The following is a 20,098-nucleotide window of genomic DNA, read 5'->3' as shown; positions in this document are numbered from 1 at the left end:
AAACACGACAAAAAATAAAAAGATATAAAGATGAAATCTAGAACATTTATACGATTCATGATGCTCATGATGAGCATTTCTTTCCTAGCTCTTTCTTGTTCGAAAGATAATCACGGAGATACTATTATCGATGAAACAGAAGAACAGTTACCTGAAAACCGGCAGGACGCTGAAACCAGGATCAATGGGAAATGGCAGATCTCCGAAGGAGATGATGTACGGAGCATCGAGTTTTTGGATGGAAACACCTATGTGATTGAGGTGGGCACTTCGTTCGCACCGCAGGCGAGGCTATCGTTGCAAGCGCGGAGCCATTCCGCCATCAAGGCGCAAACTTCCGGCAGCTCCTCAACAAAGCTATTTGGCTCATTCACCATCAGTGCAGACGGGAAGACCATTACCCTGGATGATATCATACGGATTACGATCACCAGCATTTCGGACGAAAGTTTCACGTTTACCTTAACCTATCTTCAAGGTAATCGGCAACAGCAGCTATCTGCACAATACATAGCATCCGTAGACAGTAGTGAAAATACCACATTACTTGCCCGCAAATGGGGTTTTTCTGCTTGGGCCGATTTTGACCAAGCCAACAAGAAAATCTTCGAAAATCACGGTTTCAAGCCACAAGATCAAGGCCTACAGTTCACATCATCGGGAACCATGCTGATGCGGTACTTAAACTTTCAGTCCAGCACTTCGGTAGATCCGGAGACAGGGGCAAGCAGAGAGATTATCACCAGCGTAAACCTGGAATCCGACATCTATACCTGGAGGTGGAAAGACAGGCAACAGCGGGTTATTGTCTTTACCGGTATCGATGGCCATTCTTCGGAAATAAACATCGTGGAGCTGACAGCCGCACAGCTTCGGGCAACCTTAGAAAACGGGACGCGGTGGAATCTGGTAGTATTGTAAAAAGGGTGTTTGTTGACCGCGCGTGGAACAAGGGACAGAAATACTTACTAATGGGTATTTATTGAACGAGCCAAAGCCATAAATTTTAACAAAGAAATTGAAGTAAAAAAACACAGACACAACAAAACACCATATTAACCATATAAGCTGAATATGAACATAAAAATTCTATTCAGCTTTTGGTGTTAATTAATAATTTAATACTTTTAAAAAAAAGATCATTATTTATAACCATTAAATATTAAACCATCTTATGAATAACATATCTATTATACATAACTAACGGGCATTAAAAACAATTAACCGATAAAGCGCTTCAAAAAAGAAGACCTTAAAAAAAAGAAAAGAGCATGAGCAGTTTACCTTTATCAAAAAAGCTGAGTGAAGACAACCTCTTCAACCAACTGAATCTGCCGCTTTCCAGTAAGTGGCCTGAAATCAAAAAAGCTTACGAAAAGCAGGCACAAGTCTTAAAGACAGCCATCGATGCAGCAAAGGACAGTAGCCAAAAAGCACAACAGGAACAAAAGCTAAGACGGTTGGACACCGCCTACCGGGCTTTCTCCGAACGGCTGAGCCAGGAAAACGCCAACGTACACCAAACGAAAGAAGCATTAAAGTCCGTCGGCCTGAACGAAACAGCAGATTGGGATAAAGTAAACAAACGCTTTGACGAGCTCCGCCAAAGCCAGCCCGAACAGGCATCTGCACTAAAACCCCAAATGGACGTGCTACAGAAAAACAAAGCCTATTTAGAACCGAATCCAACACTCGGAAAGCGGACGCTTTTAACGGCGGCTCTTGTATTGGGTGCCGCGGGTATATCCTGGGCCGCCTATAACCACCTGAGTACAGTAGAAAAAGGCGACATGTTGAACGCAGCACAGCGCAATGCTTCGCCAGCAGCGGAACCAACGGACGACCTATCGTTCATCGACGACGAGACATTAGCGCAATATATCCAGGAGAATACAACTTTTGAAGATGAACTATTATCCTTATTGGGCATGTTGCCCTCGCCGGAACTATCGCTTTCATTACAATACAAAATGCAGGTATTCTCTTCGCTGGTAAAATCCGTTTAAAAATAGAAAAACATAAATAACTCCATCTTTATATATCAAAAAAATACATATCATGGACTACACAGCAGATCAATTAAATGACATCCTCTCCACTGCCGGAGGCACGTTGGATGAATTAATCGAAAAATCTTCTACTGCCCAGGGGCTAACTGAAGAAATCACTTCACAATATCAACACGCGCAGGAAACGGCACAGCAGATCGAAGGTTTCGCAACGGATGCGCAAGAAAGCCAGACACAAGCCGCCGCTTTCCGTGACGAGACATCCACCTTGCGCGATGAAAGTACTGCTCTACGTGACGAAAGTACCGCTTTACGCGATGAGTCAACTGCACTTAGAGATGAATCCACTACCCTGCGCGACGAAAGTACAGCCTTGCGTGATGAGTCAACCACGCTCAGAGATGAATCCACAACACTTCGCGACGAAAGTACAGCCTTGCGTGATGAGTCAACCACATTAAGAGATGAATCCACAGCACTTCGCGACGAAAGTACGACATTACGCGATGAGTCAACCGCGTTAAGAGACGAATCCACAACACTTCGCGACGAAAGTACAGCCTTGCGTGATGAGTCAACCACATTAAGAGATGAATCCACAGCACTTCGCGACGAAAGTACGACATTACGCGATGAGTCAACCGCGTTAAGAGACGAATCCACAACACTTCGCGACGAAAGCACAGCATTGAGAGACGAATCCACAGCATTGAGAGACGAATCCACAGCACTTCGTGACGAAAGTACAACGTTACGTGATGAGTCAACCATGCTTAGAGATGAATCTACTACGCTACGCGACGAAAGTACCGCATTACGCGATGAGAATCAGCAACTGCGTGATGAATCAGATTCGCTGAAGCAAGAGATCGAATCGTTAAGACAAGAGTCCGAAAGCCTGAAAAGTGAAATACAACGACTACAAGGCGATGCAGAAAGCTTAATCTCCGAAATCAACAGCAGTAAAAGCGAAGCAGAAAGCGTAAAAAGCGAAGTCGAATCGATCCGTTCAGAGGCGCAAAGTATCCTTTCCGAAATCGAGTCAATCCGTTCATCGGCATCCTCTTCCGGAGGTGGTAGTTTTATGTTTTAACCCAAATTAAACCAACGTTTTGGCTGTATCCACTATTTTTTCAGACCGCTTCCATAAAGCAACACGGGGCATGCAGGATCTAATGCGCAGCTACCCGGGCATGGAGATGGGACACCATTTGAGTGACCATCTCCAGCTTTTGGAACAACAGGCGACGCCTACCTCCGAATACCCCGTTGAAATCCTTTTGCTCGATATGCCGAAAGAGGAACAACTTTATCGGTTATTGGATTTCTTACAGATTATACCCGAAGAGGGCAGGAACCTGCCGTTGCAGCTGAATGATGCTGCACACCGCTACCAATATCTGCATATCCTGCGGAGCGATATCGCGACCTACCGGATCACGGTGTACAACTCGGCACACATTCCGGTACGAAGCACATCCAATCTTGCTCCTTGTTTGAAGCTCGTCTGCTGGTTTGCTTCCGAACCACCGACCGAAGATGAAGTCGAACCGATCTTGTTACGCCTCGATGCCGAAAACGGCATTGTATTCTTTCTCAATCATGCCGAGGAGAATTTTATGCAGGCCGCGCCACAACTCCAGGTGCAGGCACTACACCCAGCACAATTACCCGAAAACCTGTCCTTATTATTGGAATCGGGGCCCCTTAAAAACATATTACCACTGGCACATGCCACGCGCCTCCTACAAGGACTGGAAAAGATTTCCGAATCGTTTTATCAATTCATTTGGCAGCAGGAAAAAGACATCAAAACCAAGAAATTTAACGCCCAACAGGACATCAACAGTGTGAAGCAGGAAGAGAAACTCAACCTGCGGGACTTGTTCCAACAACTAAAAGGGGGATTGCAACGTGATTTCTCCGAATGCGAACGCGGCATACAGGATCGTCTTATCCGCCTTGGTCAGCGCCACAGCCCCAATTCCCTGATGGCCCAGGTCGAGAACCTCATCCAACAGGTCGATCACCTACAGGAAGAGAATTTCGCCGGCAATATCCGCATGACCTTACCTGCCGGCACACAGGACACACTGGCGCGCATGGTGTTTCAGGGACTACGGATGCAGATCGAACAGGATATTTTTGCATTCAAAGAGTTTATTAAACAGGAAAGCACCGACCTGGGTAAAAAGTTAAAGGAGCACCGCATCGAATTTTCGTATACACCTCAAATACAGATCAACCTCTCTCGACTTGAAGCTAATATCGCCGAGTATGTGCAATTTACGCAGAAGTATGAAACAGAAAAGAAACAACTGCAATTTTCGGATTATATGCGGGCAGCGACAGCACCCTTTATGGGCGTGATGTCCTTATTCTTAATCTCCCGGTTTATCCCGGCTCTCAAAGTTTTAACACAATACATGTGGCTGATTGGTTTGATTTTGATACCCATCGCGGTATATAGTTTTTACAAATTCTTACAAAACACCAAAGCTCGCAAAGCCCATGATTACGATACCGAACTGAACCGTATGCGCGAGAGCCTACTCGCGGAAACAAAAGGCATGATCCGAAAAGTCACCGACGAGTGGCAGCGGGAAATCATCGGTGCTCTGCGTGAGGAACTCAACCAGTTGGTCAACACGTTGGAGGTGGTTTTCGCCCAGGCGGCCGAACAGCACAAGGACAAAATACAACAAGCACAACGGTCGGTACAACGCCGTATCCAAGGGCTGGAGCAACGGGAGCGCAGCCACCAGAGTGTTTTGAAAAATAAAGATACGTATGACCGCTCACTCGCCCAGTTTAAGGGCGAACTGATGCACCAATACCAACAACAGCTACAGCAATTATGATTATTGGAATAGACTTAGGAACCACCTATTCGCTCGGCGCGACACTCAATCTGGATCATCAGCCGGTATTGCTGCCGGACAACTCTGACAAGAATGTACTGTACACGCCCAGCATACTGCACATCAATGGCAACAACGCCTTTGTCGGACAGTCGGTCATGCACATGCTGGAGCAGAACCCCGACCTAGGCGTGATCCGCTTTTTCAAACGCTATCTCGGCGACAATAAAACCCTGCACATGGACGGTCAGGGTGATGTATGGTATCCAGAAAGTGTGGCGGCTCTTGTGCTCAAAAAAATCAAATACGATGCGGAGATCTACGCATCCAACACCGTGGAGGGGGCTGTCATCACCATTCCCGCCCATTTCAGCGATGCCCAGCGTAAATCGGTATTGCATGCGGCCGCCATGATCGACTTGCCCGTGCTGGGGCTCGTCGAAGAACCCGTAGCGGCGGCCATGCACTATGGCCTCAGCAATAAAGCCACCGAACAAAATATATTGGTATACGATCTGGGCGGCGGCACCTTTGACGCCACCATACTGAATATGAGCGACCGGACATTTAATGTCCTCAGCAAGGATGGTTTGACCGATCTTGGCGGTAAAGAATTTGATGAAGCCATCGCCAATATCGTATACCAGCAATTTGAAAAGTCGTTAGGCAGACCCATCGAGTTTTCCGGCCGGAAAGCACAGCAACTTCGCGTATTCTCTGAAGAGGTCAAGATCGAGCTGTCCAGTCCGGGCGTACAATACATCAGCCGGATGTGCCTGTTGGGCGATGACAACATCGAAGTGTTCATCTCCCGCAAAGAGTTTGAACGTGCTATCAGCACCCATGTGGATCGCACACTCAAAATCTTGCGCCGCTGCATCTCCTCGGCCAATCTCCGCGAAGAAGACGTCGATGTACTTCTTTTGGTGGGTGGCTCGTCGATGGTGCCTTTCGTGCAGCAACACATCAAAGCCACGATGCCAAAGCTGGCCGACAAAATCCGTTTCCAGGACCCGATGAAAGCAGTCGTCTATGGTGCAGCCATCTACGCCCGAATGCTGTCCGGCAAAGACCAGCCCGGCAACACGGATATGCCCTCCGAGCTCAAAGGGGTTACGGGATACAACCTGGCGGTACGGGCCATCGACTCCGAAAGCGGACGTACCATTCTAGATATTATCATCCCGAAAAACAGGCCGATCCCACTCAAAGTAAAAAAGACGTACTACACAGGCCCGAACAACGAGGGTAAAATGCGCATCGAGCTAGTTCAGTTTATCGAAGACAACGATGTCAAGACCATGGGGATACTCAATGTCGGTCCGTTGCCGAGCAACGAAGCGAACTATCCGATCGAAATCACATTGGAATATACCGAAGATAGTGTCGTGGTACTGCAAGCCTATGATCCGCGAACAGGCCGTGAACTGGAAAAAACCTTCGGCAAGGAAGGCATGGGCGCCAATTACCTTGCCACACAGAAGAAGTTAGTGCAGAAAGCGTTTATTAATAATGTTATTTAATTGTTAATGATTGATTGTTAATGGTTAATGACAACCATGATGTTTAAATAAAAAACTATATAGAAACTGACTACTGTCCACTGATTACTAATCACTGACAACTATGACCAAAGAACAAGCATATGAAAAATTAGAGCTACCGGTAGGTACAGACTTACAGGTAGTCCGTCAGAAATTCCAGCAGATGCACAACGATTTTCAAGTGCAGATCGACGGGGCTTTTAATGAAGGCATGAGACAACGCAAGGAGCAGCAACTCGAAGAACTGAAAGAAGCCTACGCCGTGTTGAACGAAAGCAGGGGCATGGATGATTCCGCTTCCCTGCCCCGTACAGAGAAAACGTTCGACCAAACGGGAGGCGAAGCGAAAAAACAAACAACGCAGCAGGATAGCGCACCGAAAGAACAGCAGCAAGCTCCTCCCCCGCCACCACGGCCGGAAAGGGAACAGCCGAAGGAACAAGCGCCACCCGTTTACACGACACCTCCTGCAAAAAATAAAAGCAATGCGGGGTTGTTTATCGGTATCGCTGCCGCCGTCATTGTAATACTAGCCGGATTCTATTTTCTGTCCAATCGCTCGAGAAGTCCCGTTCCTTCAACAGCAACAGCAGATCCGCATCAAGACTCTATCGCTTGGGAAGCCGCATTGGCCGGGAACAGTGAAGCTACCTATCTGCATTACCTCAAGCAATATCCCGAGGGCATCTTTGCACAGGCCGCCAAAGATTCGCTCGGGAGTATCAAAATGGCGAGCAGCGGAACTACACCATCCCAACCGCAGGACACCCCTCCGGCACAGGCACAGCCAGCGAATCAACAGGACGATGCCGCCGCGCGTAAATTAGCCGAACAACAAGCACGTATCGAGCAGTTGGAGCGGGAGAAAAAGGAACAAGCCGCAGTATCAAAACCAGCTGAACAAACCATACCCCCTGCCAATATGGATGCTAACGCATTATACCAAAAAGGGGATGCACTCTACAACAATAAAAACTACACCGAATCCCTCAAATTCATCCGCCCTGCTGCAGAACAAGGACACCCAGTTGCACAAAACCGTTTAGGCTGGATGTACGACGAAGGTCTTGGAGTACAACAAGATAAGAAGCAAGCACATAGTTGGTATCTTAAAGCAGCGAATCAGGGAAACGCTAATTCGCAATACAATGCCGGATGGAACTATTCTAACGGAGTGGGCGTTACCAAAAATGAGACTGAAGCCATTAAATGGTACCGTAAAGCAGCCGATCAAGGAAATGCCGCTGCACAACACAATTTGGGCACTATGTACCGTGTGGGTCGTGGGGTAACACAAGATTACACTCAAGCGGTCAAATGGTTCCGAAAAGCTGCTGACCAAGGGCACCTAACATCTCAGAACGATCTAGGGGCAATGTACGCTGAGGGCTTAGGAGTTACTAAAGACGAAACCGAAGCCATCAAATGGTTTGAGAAAGCCGCAAAACAAGGACACCAAACCGCGATTAGTAATTTAAAAAGAAGGGGGATAACAGATTATTAACTTTAAAACCACATCATGTTATGAAATTATATTATCACCCTTTATTCATTAGGTCATGCTGCTTCCTGCTAATTATATTTAGCTACTTTGGAGAGACAACAGCACAAAAAGCCAAAAACAAGACCCACCATTCGCAAAAACACGAAAAAAATCTTTCTGATTTACTACAATTAGACACCATACAAATCCAAGCGGTACGTTGGGATGCACGTTATGTAAAAAATTCTAAAGTAAGTAATTCTAAAGTACGATTCGATAACACAGCCATCTATTTCCAGACTGTCCGCCGTGACACGTTAAAGATACCTTGGAAATGTATCGCCAATATCAGCTACAGAAAGGGGGAAATCTATGTGGTCGGAAAAGAAGCCGAAAAAGCCGATTACCAACGACAAGCGATGGTACTAAAAGATGCCTCAAATCACGAGAGTATGCAGTTCCTCAACCTGTTGAAACGCTATGCTAGGCAGAAAGGTGCTACATTGATCGACGACACGAAACACCGCTAAGCCATGAAACAGATCTATCAAGCCATAGCATGCTGCTGCTTCCTGCTGACACAGGCCATCCCCACCAAGGCGCAGTCAACCGACATCGTCAAATTCTATGTCGCTTACGACCAATCGGGTAGTATAGGCATACACGATAATACCCACAATCTTCAACAGATGGCCGAGCGCCTGCTCAAAATCAACCGGGAAGATAAAAAACTGACCTCACCAATTATTTTTGAGTTCTTTGGGTTTGGTGGCGACGCGTCGACTACAGACAGTATGCGGTACAATCCCTTTGACGCACACAGCGACAATCCGTCCACCCAAGGGTTTATTGATAAAACCAGCGGCAGCCGAAGTCAGCGGTACAGCCATATACACACCGCATTGGAGGCTATACAGCAGGCGGTACGAACGGACACAAACCGATCCGAATCTGTAGGCGTATTTATCTTTACAGATGGGCTATTGGACGATAGGGATGTGAATTTTGGTAGCGGCAATATTGCCGAAAAGTCGTTAACAGACAAACAGGCAAACGCTCCCGATCCTATTACGGATCTCGCAGGCTATAAAAACTATCTTTCCCGCCTCATCCAGTCCATACAATTGCGTACGAAGAATAATCTTTATGTGATACAGGCTTCGCCTACTTACACCAACAACATTCCTGTGCTGGATAGTTTGCGCAACCGCACGGCCTTGGAGCACGCTTACTTTGCGACCAACAGTCACCTCTTTTGGCTACAGTCCAAAGAGGGACGTATCGACTCGGCGAATATCAGCAAAGCATTTGACCATTTTGTCCAGGAGGCAACTTGGTCTATACTATCGCCATCAACGCCGACGAAAATCCAAGATACCGTAGAGGCCGCCTTGATAATACAACAAATTTATAGCTTGGCAAAACTTGGGGGTTATAAACCTAGCGAAAACGGCATGTCAGCTATCCTGTCAAGCGGCAAACAGGGTGGTATGGACAACGCAAGCCTCAAATCGACAATAAGTCGCCTTGAACGGCTATATACACTCCTTCAAGGAAAAAAAGTAAGCACTAACGACAGTATCAAGGAAATCAAGACACTTGTGGGCACATTAGCCATATCACCAGACAATGCGTATCTGCCAGAAATCCAGAAAAACATGGAAGAGAAGATCATTACTACAATAGAAGAAAGTAAGAATACCTTCCCCGTCAAAAGCCTTTCGGGTATCTACATGACACAAGGTTTTACAGCAGGAGATCTCACCTCTTTGAATACCACCGTGCGCAAGCAGATGACACAGAATATGGAACAAGCCCTTATTCTCGGTTTCACGGACTACGTCATCGACCGTGCAAAACAAGAAGCCGTGTACGCCTTTTTAGAAAACCTAAACGATCAGGTATTTACTGACCACAATTGTGAAAATTATCCGGACAATTACCTTTGTTTTATCAAGGATGTGCTGTTTGCCCATGTCGGCGAATTGATGGATGATCGCCAAAGCTTTCCGGATATGGCTACGCTCAAGGCGGCCTTTCAGCGGGATCTGCAACGGTTACCCAATTCTCTTAAACATTATTTCGATCATGATCAGCAGCATCCTGTATCCGAAGGCATATATACTTTGCTGATGTTTATGGACCTTTTTGACCGGTTGATGAATACCGGAGACCTTGAGCGTTCTTTTGAGTATCTGAGCCAACAGGTCAGCAAATATGCCTTTGCCAATGCCGGTACGCATGACAAAATCAACATCCGTCAGGGACTATTGTTCACCACGCAATTGATCGGGTATTTGCAGAAGTATGACCTCGCAACCATTTACGAAGATAACGAAACGATTGAGTTGCTTTCCAAGATGTTCGTAGCATTTGCTATCGACCCGACATTGGTCGGTAGGGTCAAGATGGAGGAGGCTGCAAAAAAGGTACAGAAAGTTTACCACAGCTACCGTCTGGGCAAGCAACAGGTAACCAACTTGCAAAGGCTGATGGCCACCCTTCCTCAATCGGATTACCAGGGATACCGGCTCTATCAAAAAAGCCTCTTCAACGACGTGATCAACCATATCGCCGAACTGCTTCTGGTCGGCAATGATATCTTGTATGATATTTCGCTGACACAGATTCCGGAAGGGGACGACATGTCATCGTATGGCTATAAACTGCGTATCGACCAATTGACCCGAAGTGCGCGAAAAAGTGTCGATGCTTGGTTTATGTTAAAAGAAGGAGCTTATGTTCAGGCTATGCTCTTTATCGTACCCGAACTCAAGAAAATGACGAAACACTCCGATGTACGGTTGGATACACGTACCGTCGATCTGGCGCATGACCTCATGTATATAGCGGGGGAAGTATCGGTCGCCCAAAATTCTAGCGACGTCAAGAACATCATTGCCAACTATGCTATGCCGCCTGCCAGCTACCGGACAAAACGTATTCATTCGCGATCGATGATGTTGACGGCCTATGCTGGGATAGGTGCTAATATTTATTTAAAAGGAGAACAAAAGGGGAGTACGGGAGCCATCATTGCGCCGACCGGCCTCGAATATACCATGAGTCTTGGTAGAGGACAATCGCTATCTGTTATGGGGAGTGTCATCGACATTGGTAATGTGATTAACTATCGTCTGCTTGGAACGCAGGAAGACCAAGAAGACGTGGTGCAGTTTGAGCGCATATTATCCCCTGGACTTCATGTTTCCTATGGTTCATTTGGAAAATTACCGTTAGCATTCAATGCAGGCTATCAGTGGAATCCTGGCAGGTTCTCGGCCGGGGTATTCCTCGATATGCCCCTGCTTACTTTTTGGAAAAAAGAAAGAGATTAGGACTGTGTGATTAGTTACCAAAAATGTAGACCATAATGTTAATAAACAACAAACTATACAAAAACTGTCAATTATTCAATAGGCAATGACAACTATGACAAAAGAACAAGCATACGAAAAACTAGAACTACCGGTAGGTACAGACTTACAGGTAGTCCGTCAGAAATTCCAACAGATGCACAACGATTTCCAGGTGCAGATCGACGGTGCTTTTAACGTTGAACTAAAACAGCGTAAGGAGCAGCAACTCGAAGAGCTGAAAGAAGCCTACGCCGTGTTGAACGAAAGCAGGGGTATGGACGATTCGGCTTCCCTACCCCGTACGGAAAAAACGTTCGATCAAACCGGAGGCGAAGCGAAAAAACAAACAGCACAGCAGCAGAACGCGCTGAAAGAGCCGCAACCGCAGCAAGCACCTCCCCCGCCCCCACCACGAGCGGAAAAAGAACAACCACAAGAGCAGGCACCACCGGCTTACACGCCGCCACCTGCAAAACGTAAAAGCAATGCCGGGCTGTTTATCGGTATTGCTGCCGCGGTTATCGTGGTATTGGCCGGATTCTATTTTCTGTCCAATCGCTCGGGAAGTACTGTTCCTTCAACCGTTACAGCCGACCCCCGTCAAGATTCTACCGCTTGGGAAGCCGCATTGGCAGGTGGCAATGCCACTTCCTACGCACATTACCTTAAACAATATCCACAGGGAATCTTCGCACAAACGGCTACCGATTCATTGACGCAGTTGAAAGGTGCAGATTACGCCGCGACCATCGTAGAAGAAGCGAAGGAACACGCCATTGTGACCGCCGCCGATCCGGAACTGCAAAAAACAGAACTTGCTACTAAGGCTTCATCTTCTGCCCATACCAAAGCACTGATCCAAGAGGGGAGAAAACTAGTGGACAAGGAACAATACAAGCAAGCGGAGGCTAAGCTGCGTGAAGCTCTAAACGCCGGGGATACCAATGCGGTGCCTTATTTGGCCGGAGCGCTACATGGGTTGAAACGTTATAAGGAAGTTATCCAGATGATCGATAGGTATCCTGCTTATCATGGGAACGCTATCTTTCAACTGCATATCGCTAGAGCTTATGATTGGTTAGAACGATATAAAGCCTGTATTCCGTGGTACACAAAGTCCGCCAACCAAGGAAATACTAATGCGCAATACAATCTAGCTTTAAAATACGAAAATGGTCTTGGTGTCAGTAAGAGCGACAGTGAGGCTGTCAAATGGTACAGAAAAGCAGCCGATCAGGGTTATGTACATGCGCAAAACAATCTCGGTGTAATGTACAGAGACGGCAAGGGCATCACAAAAGACGAAGCCGAAGCTGTAAAGTGGTATACTAAAGCTGCTAATCAAGGGTTAGACATTGCACAAAATAACTTGGGTAATATGTACAGAGATGGCAAGGGTGTCACCAAAAGTGAGAGCGAAGCCGTCAAGTGGTATAGAAAATCTGCTGCTCAGGGAAATACATCGGCACAAGCGAGCATGGGAAGAGCTTATCATTACGGATTGGGAATGGACAAAGATTTCCAGCAAGCAGAAAAATTTTATACGCAAGCGGCGAAGAGCGGCAATAAGTGGTCTGCTGAGCGTTTAACTGACTTAGGCTATGATATCGAAAAAGAAACAAAGGATTATTGTAGGGCTAAAGAACTTTACCAAAAAGGAATCGATTTAGGACAGGACGGTTACGCATACTTTAGGCTTGGACAGCTCCATTATTTTGCAGGTAGATGTGGTGGTGGCGGCTACGCAGAAGCAAAAAGATTATGGCTCATCGCCTTTGATAAAAAAGAGAGATCGGCGGCAGCTAACTTGGGTTTTATGTACTTCGGTGGTTTTGGTGTCGATGTCGATTATATACAGGCCGAAAAATACTTGTTAAAATCACTTGAATTCGGTTTGAACAATGGTTTTCCGGAATATCGATTAGGCCAGATTTACCGAGAAGGTGGTCATGGTATAGTTCAAGACACCGAAAAAGCAAATGAATATTTTGCTATCGCTAAGAAGAAAGGATACACGGGTTCTTAATAATAGAAAATAGAGATTAGAAATTTCCACTCTCCAATTTCTAATCTCCAATATCCAAAAAATGACAAGAGAACAAGCATACGAAAAATTAGAGTTACCGGTAGGTACAGACTTACAGGTAGTCCGGCAGAAGTTCCAGCAGATGCACAACGATTTCCAAGTGCAGATTGATGGTGCATTCAACGAAGCCATGCGGAAGCGTAAAGAGCAACAGCTCGAGGAGCTGAAAGAGGCTTATGCGGTATTGAATGAGAGCAAAAGCATGGACGATTCCGCTTCCCTGCCACGTACTGAGAAGACATTCGATCAAACGGGAAACGAAACAAAAACGCAAACATCGCAACAGCACGCGCCGAAAGAACAGCAGCAAGCCCCTCCTCCTCCGCCACCACGACAGGAGAAAGAACAACCACAAGAGCACGCACCACCCGTTTACAACACATCTTCGGAAAAGAAAAAAAGCAATACCGGGCTGTTGCTTGGTATAGCTGCAGGGGTGGCCGCTATCTTGGGAATAGCATACTTTATAAACAACCGGAGCGAAGTGGTAGAGAATCCCACAACGACAACCGCTGTCGCACGCCAAGATTCTATGATGTGGCAAAGTACTTTGGTCGACAACAACGAAGCAATCTATCAACACTACCTTGACCAATACCCCGATGGCATCTTTGCTCAGGCAGCGAAAGACTCACTCGCCCGCATCAACGAACGGGCAATCGCCAAAGCAGCGGAATTATCGAAAAAAGCACAACAGCAAGCAGACGAGGAAGCCGCTCGTCGGCTCACCCAACAACAAAAGCGTATACTTGACAATCAGACAAGTGCCCCTAATCAACCGAAGAAAACCGTGAGAAGTATAAATCCCAACAGATATCGCGATCACAAGGTCTATTTTTCCAATCAAGACGGGTTTTCGGGCTATCTGGAATTCCGGACTGTTTATAAAGCACTAGGCACCATGATTCAAGGAGGTCTTATTAATTTAGTTATCACGGGATATAACACCACTTCCTCGAATATAGCCCAGATTAAATCCAATGGCATTCCTTTAGAAATAACAGGAGCTAATTATTCCCCGGATAAATACCATGTTACTATCCACGGCGAAGCTACCATCAATAGCAGTGATTTGTCAAAGACTTTCTACTCAAGCCCATTAAAATTACAATGTAGCGAGTCCACTGGTGATTTCACTACTGTAGAATTTAAAGAATGGGAGAGTATAGTACAGGAAATAAAAGAGTTTGGTCATCAACACAAAGCAAGTCTATGGGAGAAAACCGGTAATTTTCATAATATTAAAATCACTAAAGTTGATCTTACAGACCTAAAAGACAAAATAAATAACATATTAAATTAAAGAGGGTCAGTATATCAATGAATATGAAAACACCGTTTCTCATTCTCCTCCAAACCCTATGGCTAATCTTTGCGCTCGCTAGCACCTCGGTATCGACAACCATGCAGGTCATCCCGGGGAGTATCATGGAATATTGGCAAAGATTAGAAGATGCCTGGTACCGCTACAAAGCATATTGCAACGAACCACCGTAAGCATATTAAGAAGTATATGGATCATTAACGTTATTCAATAAAAACAAAAAGAGGATGAATAGAAAAACATACAAATCAAGAAGAAAATCCTTCACGTTATGCAGCTATCTGATATTTGCCGTATTGTTTTTCAGTAGCACGGTTATCGCAAAAAGTAGTCTGCTCCCCCACCCGCATGGAAGCACGGAAGCGAAAAGCTCACAGGAACCCGATCCGAAGCTACAGGAACTCCGCGAAAAGCTAAACCATTTTGCCGAAGCGATTCGTTTTCAATACGACAGCACCGTATTGCCTACTGCTTCTATCCGCGCGCTGGACCAAATCATACAGATTATGAGGGAATACGATGGGGCTTATCAATATAACATCCGCGTACATAGCTATGAATCCGGACAAACGGATACTGACGCGCTCGTCTATTCCAAAAACCGGGGCAACGCTATCCGTATGTATCTCATTAATCAAGGCATTTCATCAAAAAACCTGCTGGTGCAGGGTCTGGTAAGCAGCTACCGTAGGTGTTTTGACGAGACGGAAGCGGATTGCTATACTAATAATAACCGATTGGAAATAGACATTCGTAAAAGGGATCAAGAGGACGACAACGGAGAGTTTTCCGAGGAACTGACACGGCTTGCTTCGCGCGTGCAGTTCAATCTGCACGGAGCTCTTTTTCCCGAGAATAACGACATTGTCAAAGAGATGGCAGATAACATGCAAAAGCTACAAAAATGACCAAAGAACAAGCATACGAAAAACTAGAACTACCAGTAGGTACCGACCTACAGGTAGTGCGGCAGAAGTTCCAGCGGATGCACAACCAATTTCAAGTGCAGATCGATGGCGCCTTTCGGGAAGATATGCGGCAGAAGTTACAAGCGCATTTGATGGAGTTGGAAGAAGCTTATGCCATGCTGAACGAAAGTGCGGGCATGGATGATTCCGGTTCGCTTCCGCATACCGAAAAAACATTCGATCCAACGGGAGACGAAGCGAAAACACAAGTATCACAACAGCAAGCATCTCCCCCGCCGTCACCACACCAGAAGAAAGAACAAGAGCATGCACCCGTCGTTGATGTGTCGCCTCCTGCCCAACAAAAAAACAAGACAGGATTATTTGTTGGTATAGTCGCAGGGGCTATCGTTGTTTTGGCGGGAGCTTATTTTTTATCCAATCACAATGAAAATCCGATAATTGCGAATACAGATGTCCATCAGGATTCTATCATGTGGCAAAGTGCATCAGCTGGCAACAATGAAGCAGCCTATCAACTCTATCTCGAAGAATACCCCGAGGGCATCTTTGCGCAGGCAGCAAAAGATTCCCTAGCCCAAATCAGTAAAAAGACGATGGAACAAACAGCGGAAAAAGAAACTTCTGTCCCATCTGACCTCAATCTTGGTGACAAACCTCAAATCATCACGAATACAAACTGGAGAGACAAGTATGATAACGTTTGGGATTTTACCGATGGAGTAGCGAAAGTAAGTGTAAATTCCAAATATGGTTTTGTAGATAAGGAAGGAAATATAGTCATTCCTTTAAAATACGATAATATAGGTTCTTTTTCAGAGGGCTTAGTCGCCGTTAACATCGGAGCCAAATATTTGTCAGGAGGAAAATGGGGATACATGGATTCACGAGGAACGACTACGATACCAATAAGTTATGAACTGGCTGGTGCATTTTCTGGTGGAGAAGCATTTGTTCAGATGAACAAAGAAACATGGGGTTTTATTGATAAAACAGGAAATATATCAAAGACGTTAACACGTGGTAATGGCGTGAGAAGCTTTTCTTCTGGTTTTTATGAAGTAAAAGTAAATAATAAAATAGGCTTTTTTAGTTCGAATGGAGATAAGATTTTACCCATAAACTACGATAGCTTTCATACGGATGCTTGGGGAACACTTATTTCCAAAGAAGGGCTAATCTGTGTAATGAAAGACGGTAAGTGGGGATTTGTTAATAGAAACAATAAAACAGTTGTACCTTTCAAGTATGATGCTGCTGTTCATTTCCAAGACGATGGCCTTGCTGCTGTTAAGTTGGGTAACTTCTGGGGATATATTGATACAACAGGACATGTCGTTATTCCTTTTCAATATGATGACGCAGAATATTTTTACAAAGGAAGTGCAAAAGTAAATTTAAATGGAAAAACATTCTATATAAACAAACAGGGTAAATGTGTGGATGATTGTCCAGATTAAGATACTGAAGATCAGAAACTAGGAGTTAATGATAAATGGTGAAAAGGTAAAAAAATGACTAAAGAACAAGCTTTCAAAAACCTTTCGTTGCCGGAAGATGCCGACATCGAAACCATACGTATGCGTTTTGCCGCACGATATACGCAGAGTGACGTGCAACACGACCGCACGCTCACCGACGGGATGAAAACCGTGCATGAGCAGCATTTACGGGAATTAGAACAAGCCTATAAAGTTGCTACGGACAATCCTATTATCGCGGATATGGGTGCCTTGCTCTCCCTCGGTAAAGGTTATGTAGAAGAAAACGGAGACTCCATCGGAAGTGACGATACCCTAACAACCGATGAAGCACTGGCATTCTTCGCATTGTACCCACAGGACAGTCCGGCACTGGCCGAGCAGCGCTACACACAATATGTTACAGAGCTGGAAGAAGCCATCGAGCAGGTCGGGCTCGAAGCCTCCAAAGAGCCCTACCGACAGGAGATTGCCCGTGCAGAGACCTCTCTCCATGTGGCCATCAACTATCTATTGGCGAGCCAGATGCTGGCTGAGCAGCAAGAAGAAGCCGTTGCCATAGAGGAGGTTGATCCCGTCGGAAAACTTGAAGTGGAAGATATCGATGAACCGGTTTATGCGGCAAATACCGTATCCAAACCGGTCAACAAACGCATCTACGGTATCCTGAGCATTGTTGCCATCGCACTTCTGGCGATCGGTATCTGGATAGGTAGAGGTTCCGGCACAGACGGAGACGATAACGGCAAACCGGATGACAATGTTACGACCCATGTAGAAGTGGAAACAACCCAGTCTTCTGCAACGAACGTAGCCCGTAGCTCAGCTCAACCTGAAATAACAGAAACACCAACAGCCGTTTCGCAACAAACAGAAGAAGAACCGGCAATGCCGCAACCATCCCCTCAGGAGAAAATCAAAGCAATATTGCAAAAGCACTTACCGGGGTATGATATCAACGTGGGCAAAGCGAATATTCAGCTGGAAAAACTGGACGGAGGCCAAAAATACGTATTCCCCTATCAGAATATTTTCAGCATCAATGCAAAAGGAGAGTTCACGGGTATTGACCTGTTCGTCAATAGCGAGCCCAAAGAAATCAGCGAAGGTATGCGTCTTGTTAGCGCATCCCAGAAAGAAAAGGACGAGCTTATACAGGAAATACGAAAAATAAAAGATGCCCGGAAACCCGTAGCGAACAACACCGCTACAAATCCGGCAGCACAAGCCGTAAAAAAAGAAGTCGTCTCCATCAAAACAGAAACGGAGAGCAGCAAACCGGCCATAGTCAAAAGAGTGGTACCCAAAAGCAACACAGTTAAAAAAGAGAATCCGCCCGTTACCGAACAGGAGCAAAAGCCTGCATCTCCCGGAACGGAAGCGGACAAAAGCAAACAACCTCCTGTGGAAACGGAGTAAACAGCAAAAGGAAAAAAGAACGTATCATGAACACGCTAACGATCACCCGAAAACAGGTATTTGAAACCCACCCTGTCATCGCTTCGCTGATAGCCGATTTTCAGCAGCAGTTTTTTGACCCGGAATATAACGACCCGAACGATCCGGCTTATGATGCGCTGGCATTGGAAGCGACTCCCATGGATTATGCCGGCAATTACATCATCACCTGGGCGCATGACGATATCATTAGCTATCCGGCAACGTTGACCAAAGCCCTGCAAAACGTATTGAGCGATCTTCACTGCGATAGCCTACTGCTGTTGGCAAGCCATAGGTATAGTCTATATGGCCATCCACAACACGATGATGCCAGAATACTGGAAGCACGCGACATCCTGCACAGCTTAACGGGAACAGACACCTATTCAGAAGCGCTGTCTGTCCCGGTAGTGGAGATGGAACGCCTGATCGCTGCATTCTTTTGGCTGAGCCGGCTGGACCCCGAGCTGCCGGAGTATATCTTCTGGGTGGATGCGACCGGGCGATTTGCGTTCTTTATCTGCAACCGGGGTAATATCCATCTGTTGGTTTTTGACGAGCATTTGCCCTTGAACGATACTTATCTGAAAGCCCGTGGATTTATAGTCGGGCCGGATATTGACCAGTTTACACAGGGCTGTCCCGTAGAAGGCCGTTAGTTATATATAGGAGGTGTTGATATGAAACGAAAGACATTACTTGTCATGCTCATTGCTACTGTTACTGTCGCCGTATCCTGCGGTGTCACAACAAAAAGCCGGCTCCAACAGCTGCCGGCTACCTTACCGCCGGCAAGTTATCCTCATACGCTATGGTTATCAACCATGCAACAAGCGATTGAGCCCGGCAAAAATGCCGTGTACGCCAGCCTTCCACTCGTCTGGCCATCCGTGGAACAGCAATTCGGAAAAACAGTAAATACCGATGAGCCATCTCAAGCCTTCAACCGGCTCGCCCATGCGGTCGACCACAACACGATCCATACAAAACAGTTTCAATCCGTCATCCATCAGAAAGGCGACAAGCTATTTCTGACCGCCTCCCTCGATGTCAGCCTCCGTTTTGAACCACATTTTGAAACCTTCTTATACAAGATGGTATTTGAGAACATACCTGTCCGCGCCTTTGGCATGAGCAATTATTCCTTTCATCAGCTACGGCATAAACTGGAAATCCACCGATACCGAGACAACGATCACTTTATCCTCGGCTTGCTCCCTACCGATCGTTCGCAACAAGTACTGCTCTACCGGACTGATAAAAAATACCCGACGCTAGCCGCTATGTATGCCGATCAGCAAGACGAAATTCAGCACGGCCGCGCCGACATGACCGTCCCGGATCGTCTATGGCGTTACAGTTGGACACCATATGACCGGGTAGCCATTCCGCGGATAACGCTTGGTGTCGAAGGAACATACCCGCAACTAACCGGCAGTATAATACAAAATGGAGATCAGCAGCTGACACTGGCCAGCATCCAGCAGACGGTCGCTTTTTTGCTGAACGAAACAGGCACTAAACTGGCTGTCGAGTGGTTGGCCGGGTTTGTTGGAGGAGAAAAATGAAAGCTTCTTTTTAT

16 protein-coding genes are annotated in these 20,098 nt (G+C 46.2%); all 16 read left to right on the top strand.

Annotated features, from left to right (window positions below; all coding sequences use genetic code 11):
• The first annotated feature begins 30 nt into the window (after positions 1 to 30).
• The 16 genes from LKO28_RS09305 (at position 31) to LKO28_RS09230 (ending at position 20,084) form a co-directional block, all read left to right on the top strand.
• The gene (locus LKO28_RS09305; RefSeq protein ID WP_227694527.1) at positions 31 to 921 is read left to right on the top strand and encodes a hypothetical protein; all 891 of its coding nucleotides are present in this window, start codon (positions 31 to 33) and stop codon (positions 919 to 921) included.
• 350 nt (positions 922 to 1,271) lie between these two features.
• On the top strand, positions 1,272 to 2,006 hold the full coding sequence (locus tag LKO28_RS09300; RefSeq protein ID WP_227694526.1) for a hypothetical protein: 735 nt from the start codon (positions 1,272 to 1,274) through the stop codon (positions 2,004 to 2,006).
• A 52-nt stretch (positions 2,007 to 2,058) separates the two neighbouring features.
• Positions 2,059 to 3,102 (top strand): hypothetical protein, encoded by a 1,044-nt coding sequence (locus tag LKO28_RS09295; protein ID WP_227694525.1) that lies wholly within the window; start codon positions 2,059 to 2,061, stop codon positions 3,100 to 3,102.
• A 70-nt stretch (positions 3,103 to 3,172) separates the two neighbouring features.
• The gene (locus tag LKO28_RS09290; RefSeq protein WP_227694524.1) at positions 3,173 to 4,870 is read left to right on the top strand and encodes a hypothetical protein; all 1,698 of its coding nucleotides are present in this window, start codon (positions 3,173 to 3,175) and stop codon (positions 4,868 to 4,870) included.
• Entirely contained in the window at positions 4,867 to 6,393 is a 1,527-nt protein-coding gene (locus LKO28_RS09285) for an Hsp70 family protein (RefSeq protein WP_227694523.1), read from the top strand. The genes LKO28_RS09290 and LKO28_RS09285 overlap by 4 nt, the downstream gene beginning before the upstream one ends.
• Before the next feature lie 103 nt (positions 6,394 to 6,496).
• On the top strand, positions 6,497 to 7,918 hold the full coding sequence (locus LKO28_RS09280; protein WP_227694522.1) for a tetratricopeptide repeat protein: 1,422 nt from the start codon (positions 6,497 to 6,499) through the stop codon (positions 7,916 to 7,918).
• 20 nt (positions 7,919 to 7,938) lie between these two features.
• Complete coding sequence (locus LKO28_RS09275) at positions 7,939 to 8,427, top strand: hypothetical protein (protein WP_227694521.1); 489 nt, start codon at positions 7,939 to 7,941, stop codon at positions 8,425 to 8,427.
• Positions 8,428 to 8,430: 3 nt separating this feature from the next.
• Positions 8,431 to 11,235: a hypothetical protein gene (locus tag LKO28_RS09270; protein WP_227694520.1), complete on the top strand. Its 2,805-nt coding sequence runs from the start codon at positions 8,431 to 8,433 to the stop codon at positions 11,233 to 11,235.
• A 94-nt stretch (positions 11,236 to 11,329) separates the two neighbouring features.
• Positions 11,330 to 13,282 (top strand): tetratricopeptide repeat protein, encoded by a 1,953-nt coding sequence (locus tag LKO28_RS09265; protein ID WP_227694519.1) that lies wholly within the window; start codon positions 11,330 to 11,332, stop codon positions 13,280 to 13,282.
• A 61-nt stretch (positions 13,283 to 13,343) separates the two neighbouring features.
• The gene (locus LKO28_RS09260; RefSeq protein ID WP_227694518.1) at positions 13,344 to 14,645 is read left to right on the top strand and encodes a hypothetical protein; all 1,302 of its coding nucleotides are present in this window, start codon (positions 13,344 to 13,346) and stop codon (positions 14,643 to 14,645) included.
• Positions 14,646 to 14,668: 23 nt separating this feature from the next.
• Positions 14,669 to 14,839, top strand: coding sequence for a hypothetical protein (locus LKO28_RS09255; protein ID WP_227694517.1), 171 nt, complete (start codon positions 14,669 to 14,671; stop codon positions 14,837 to 14,839).
• 54 nt (positions 14,840 to 14,893) lie between these two features.
• Positions 14,894 to 15,574 (top strand): OmpA family protein, encoded by a 681-nt coding sequence (locus LKO28_RS09250; protein WP_227694516.1) that lies wholly within the window; start codon positions 14,894 to 14,896, stop codon positions 15,572 to 15,574.
• The gene (locus LKO28_RS09245; protein WP_227694515.1) at positions 15,571 to 17,055 is read left to right on the top strand and encodes a WG repeat-containing protein; all 1,485 of its coding nucleotides are present in this window, start codon (positions 15,571 to 15,573) and stop codon (positions 17,053 to 17,055) included. The genes LKO28_RS09250 and LKO28_RS09245 overlap by 4 nt, the downstream gene beginning before the upstream one ends.
• A 54-nt stretch (positions 17,056 to 17,109) precedes the next feature.
• Complete coding sequence (locus LKO28_RS09240; RefSeq protein ID WP_227694514.1) at positions 17,110 to 18,495, top strand: hypothetical protein; 1,386 nt, start codon at positions 17,110 to 17,112, stop codon at positions 18,493 to 18,495.
• 26 nt (positions 18,496 to 18,521) lie between these two features.
• Positions 18,522 to 19,175 carry a hypothetical protein gene (locus LKO28_RS09235; RefSeq protein ID WP_227694513.1) on the top strand — a complete coding sequence of 218 codons (654 nt, stop codon included), beginning with the start codon at positions 18,522 to 18,524 and terminating at the stop codon, positions 19,173 to 19,175.
• A gap of 21 nt (positions 19,176 to 19,196) precedes the next feature.
• Positions 19,197 to 20,084 carry a hypothetical protein gene (locus LKO28_RS09230; protein ID WP_227694512.1) on the top strand — a complete coding sequence of 296 codons (888 nt, stop codon included), beginning with the start codon at positions 19,197 to 19,199 and terminating at the stop codon, positions 20,082 to 20,084.
• Positions 20,085 to 20,098: the final 14 nt, after the last annotated feature.

The sequence above is a fragment of the Sphingobacterium sp. FBM7-1 genome (genome assembly GCF_020687765.1).
Lineage (GTDB): Bacteria > Bacteroidota > Bacteroidia > Sphingobacteriales > Sphingobacteriaceae > Sphingobacterium.
The sequence above is the reverse complement of the archived record's forward strand: the minus strand, read 5'-3'. Positions and strand labels throughout refer to the sequence as shown.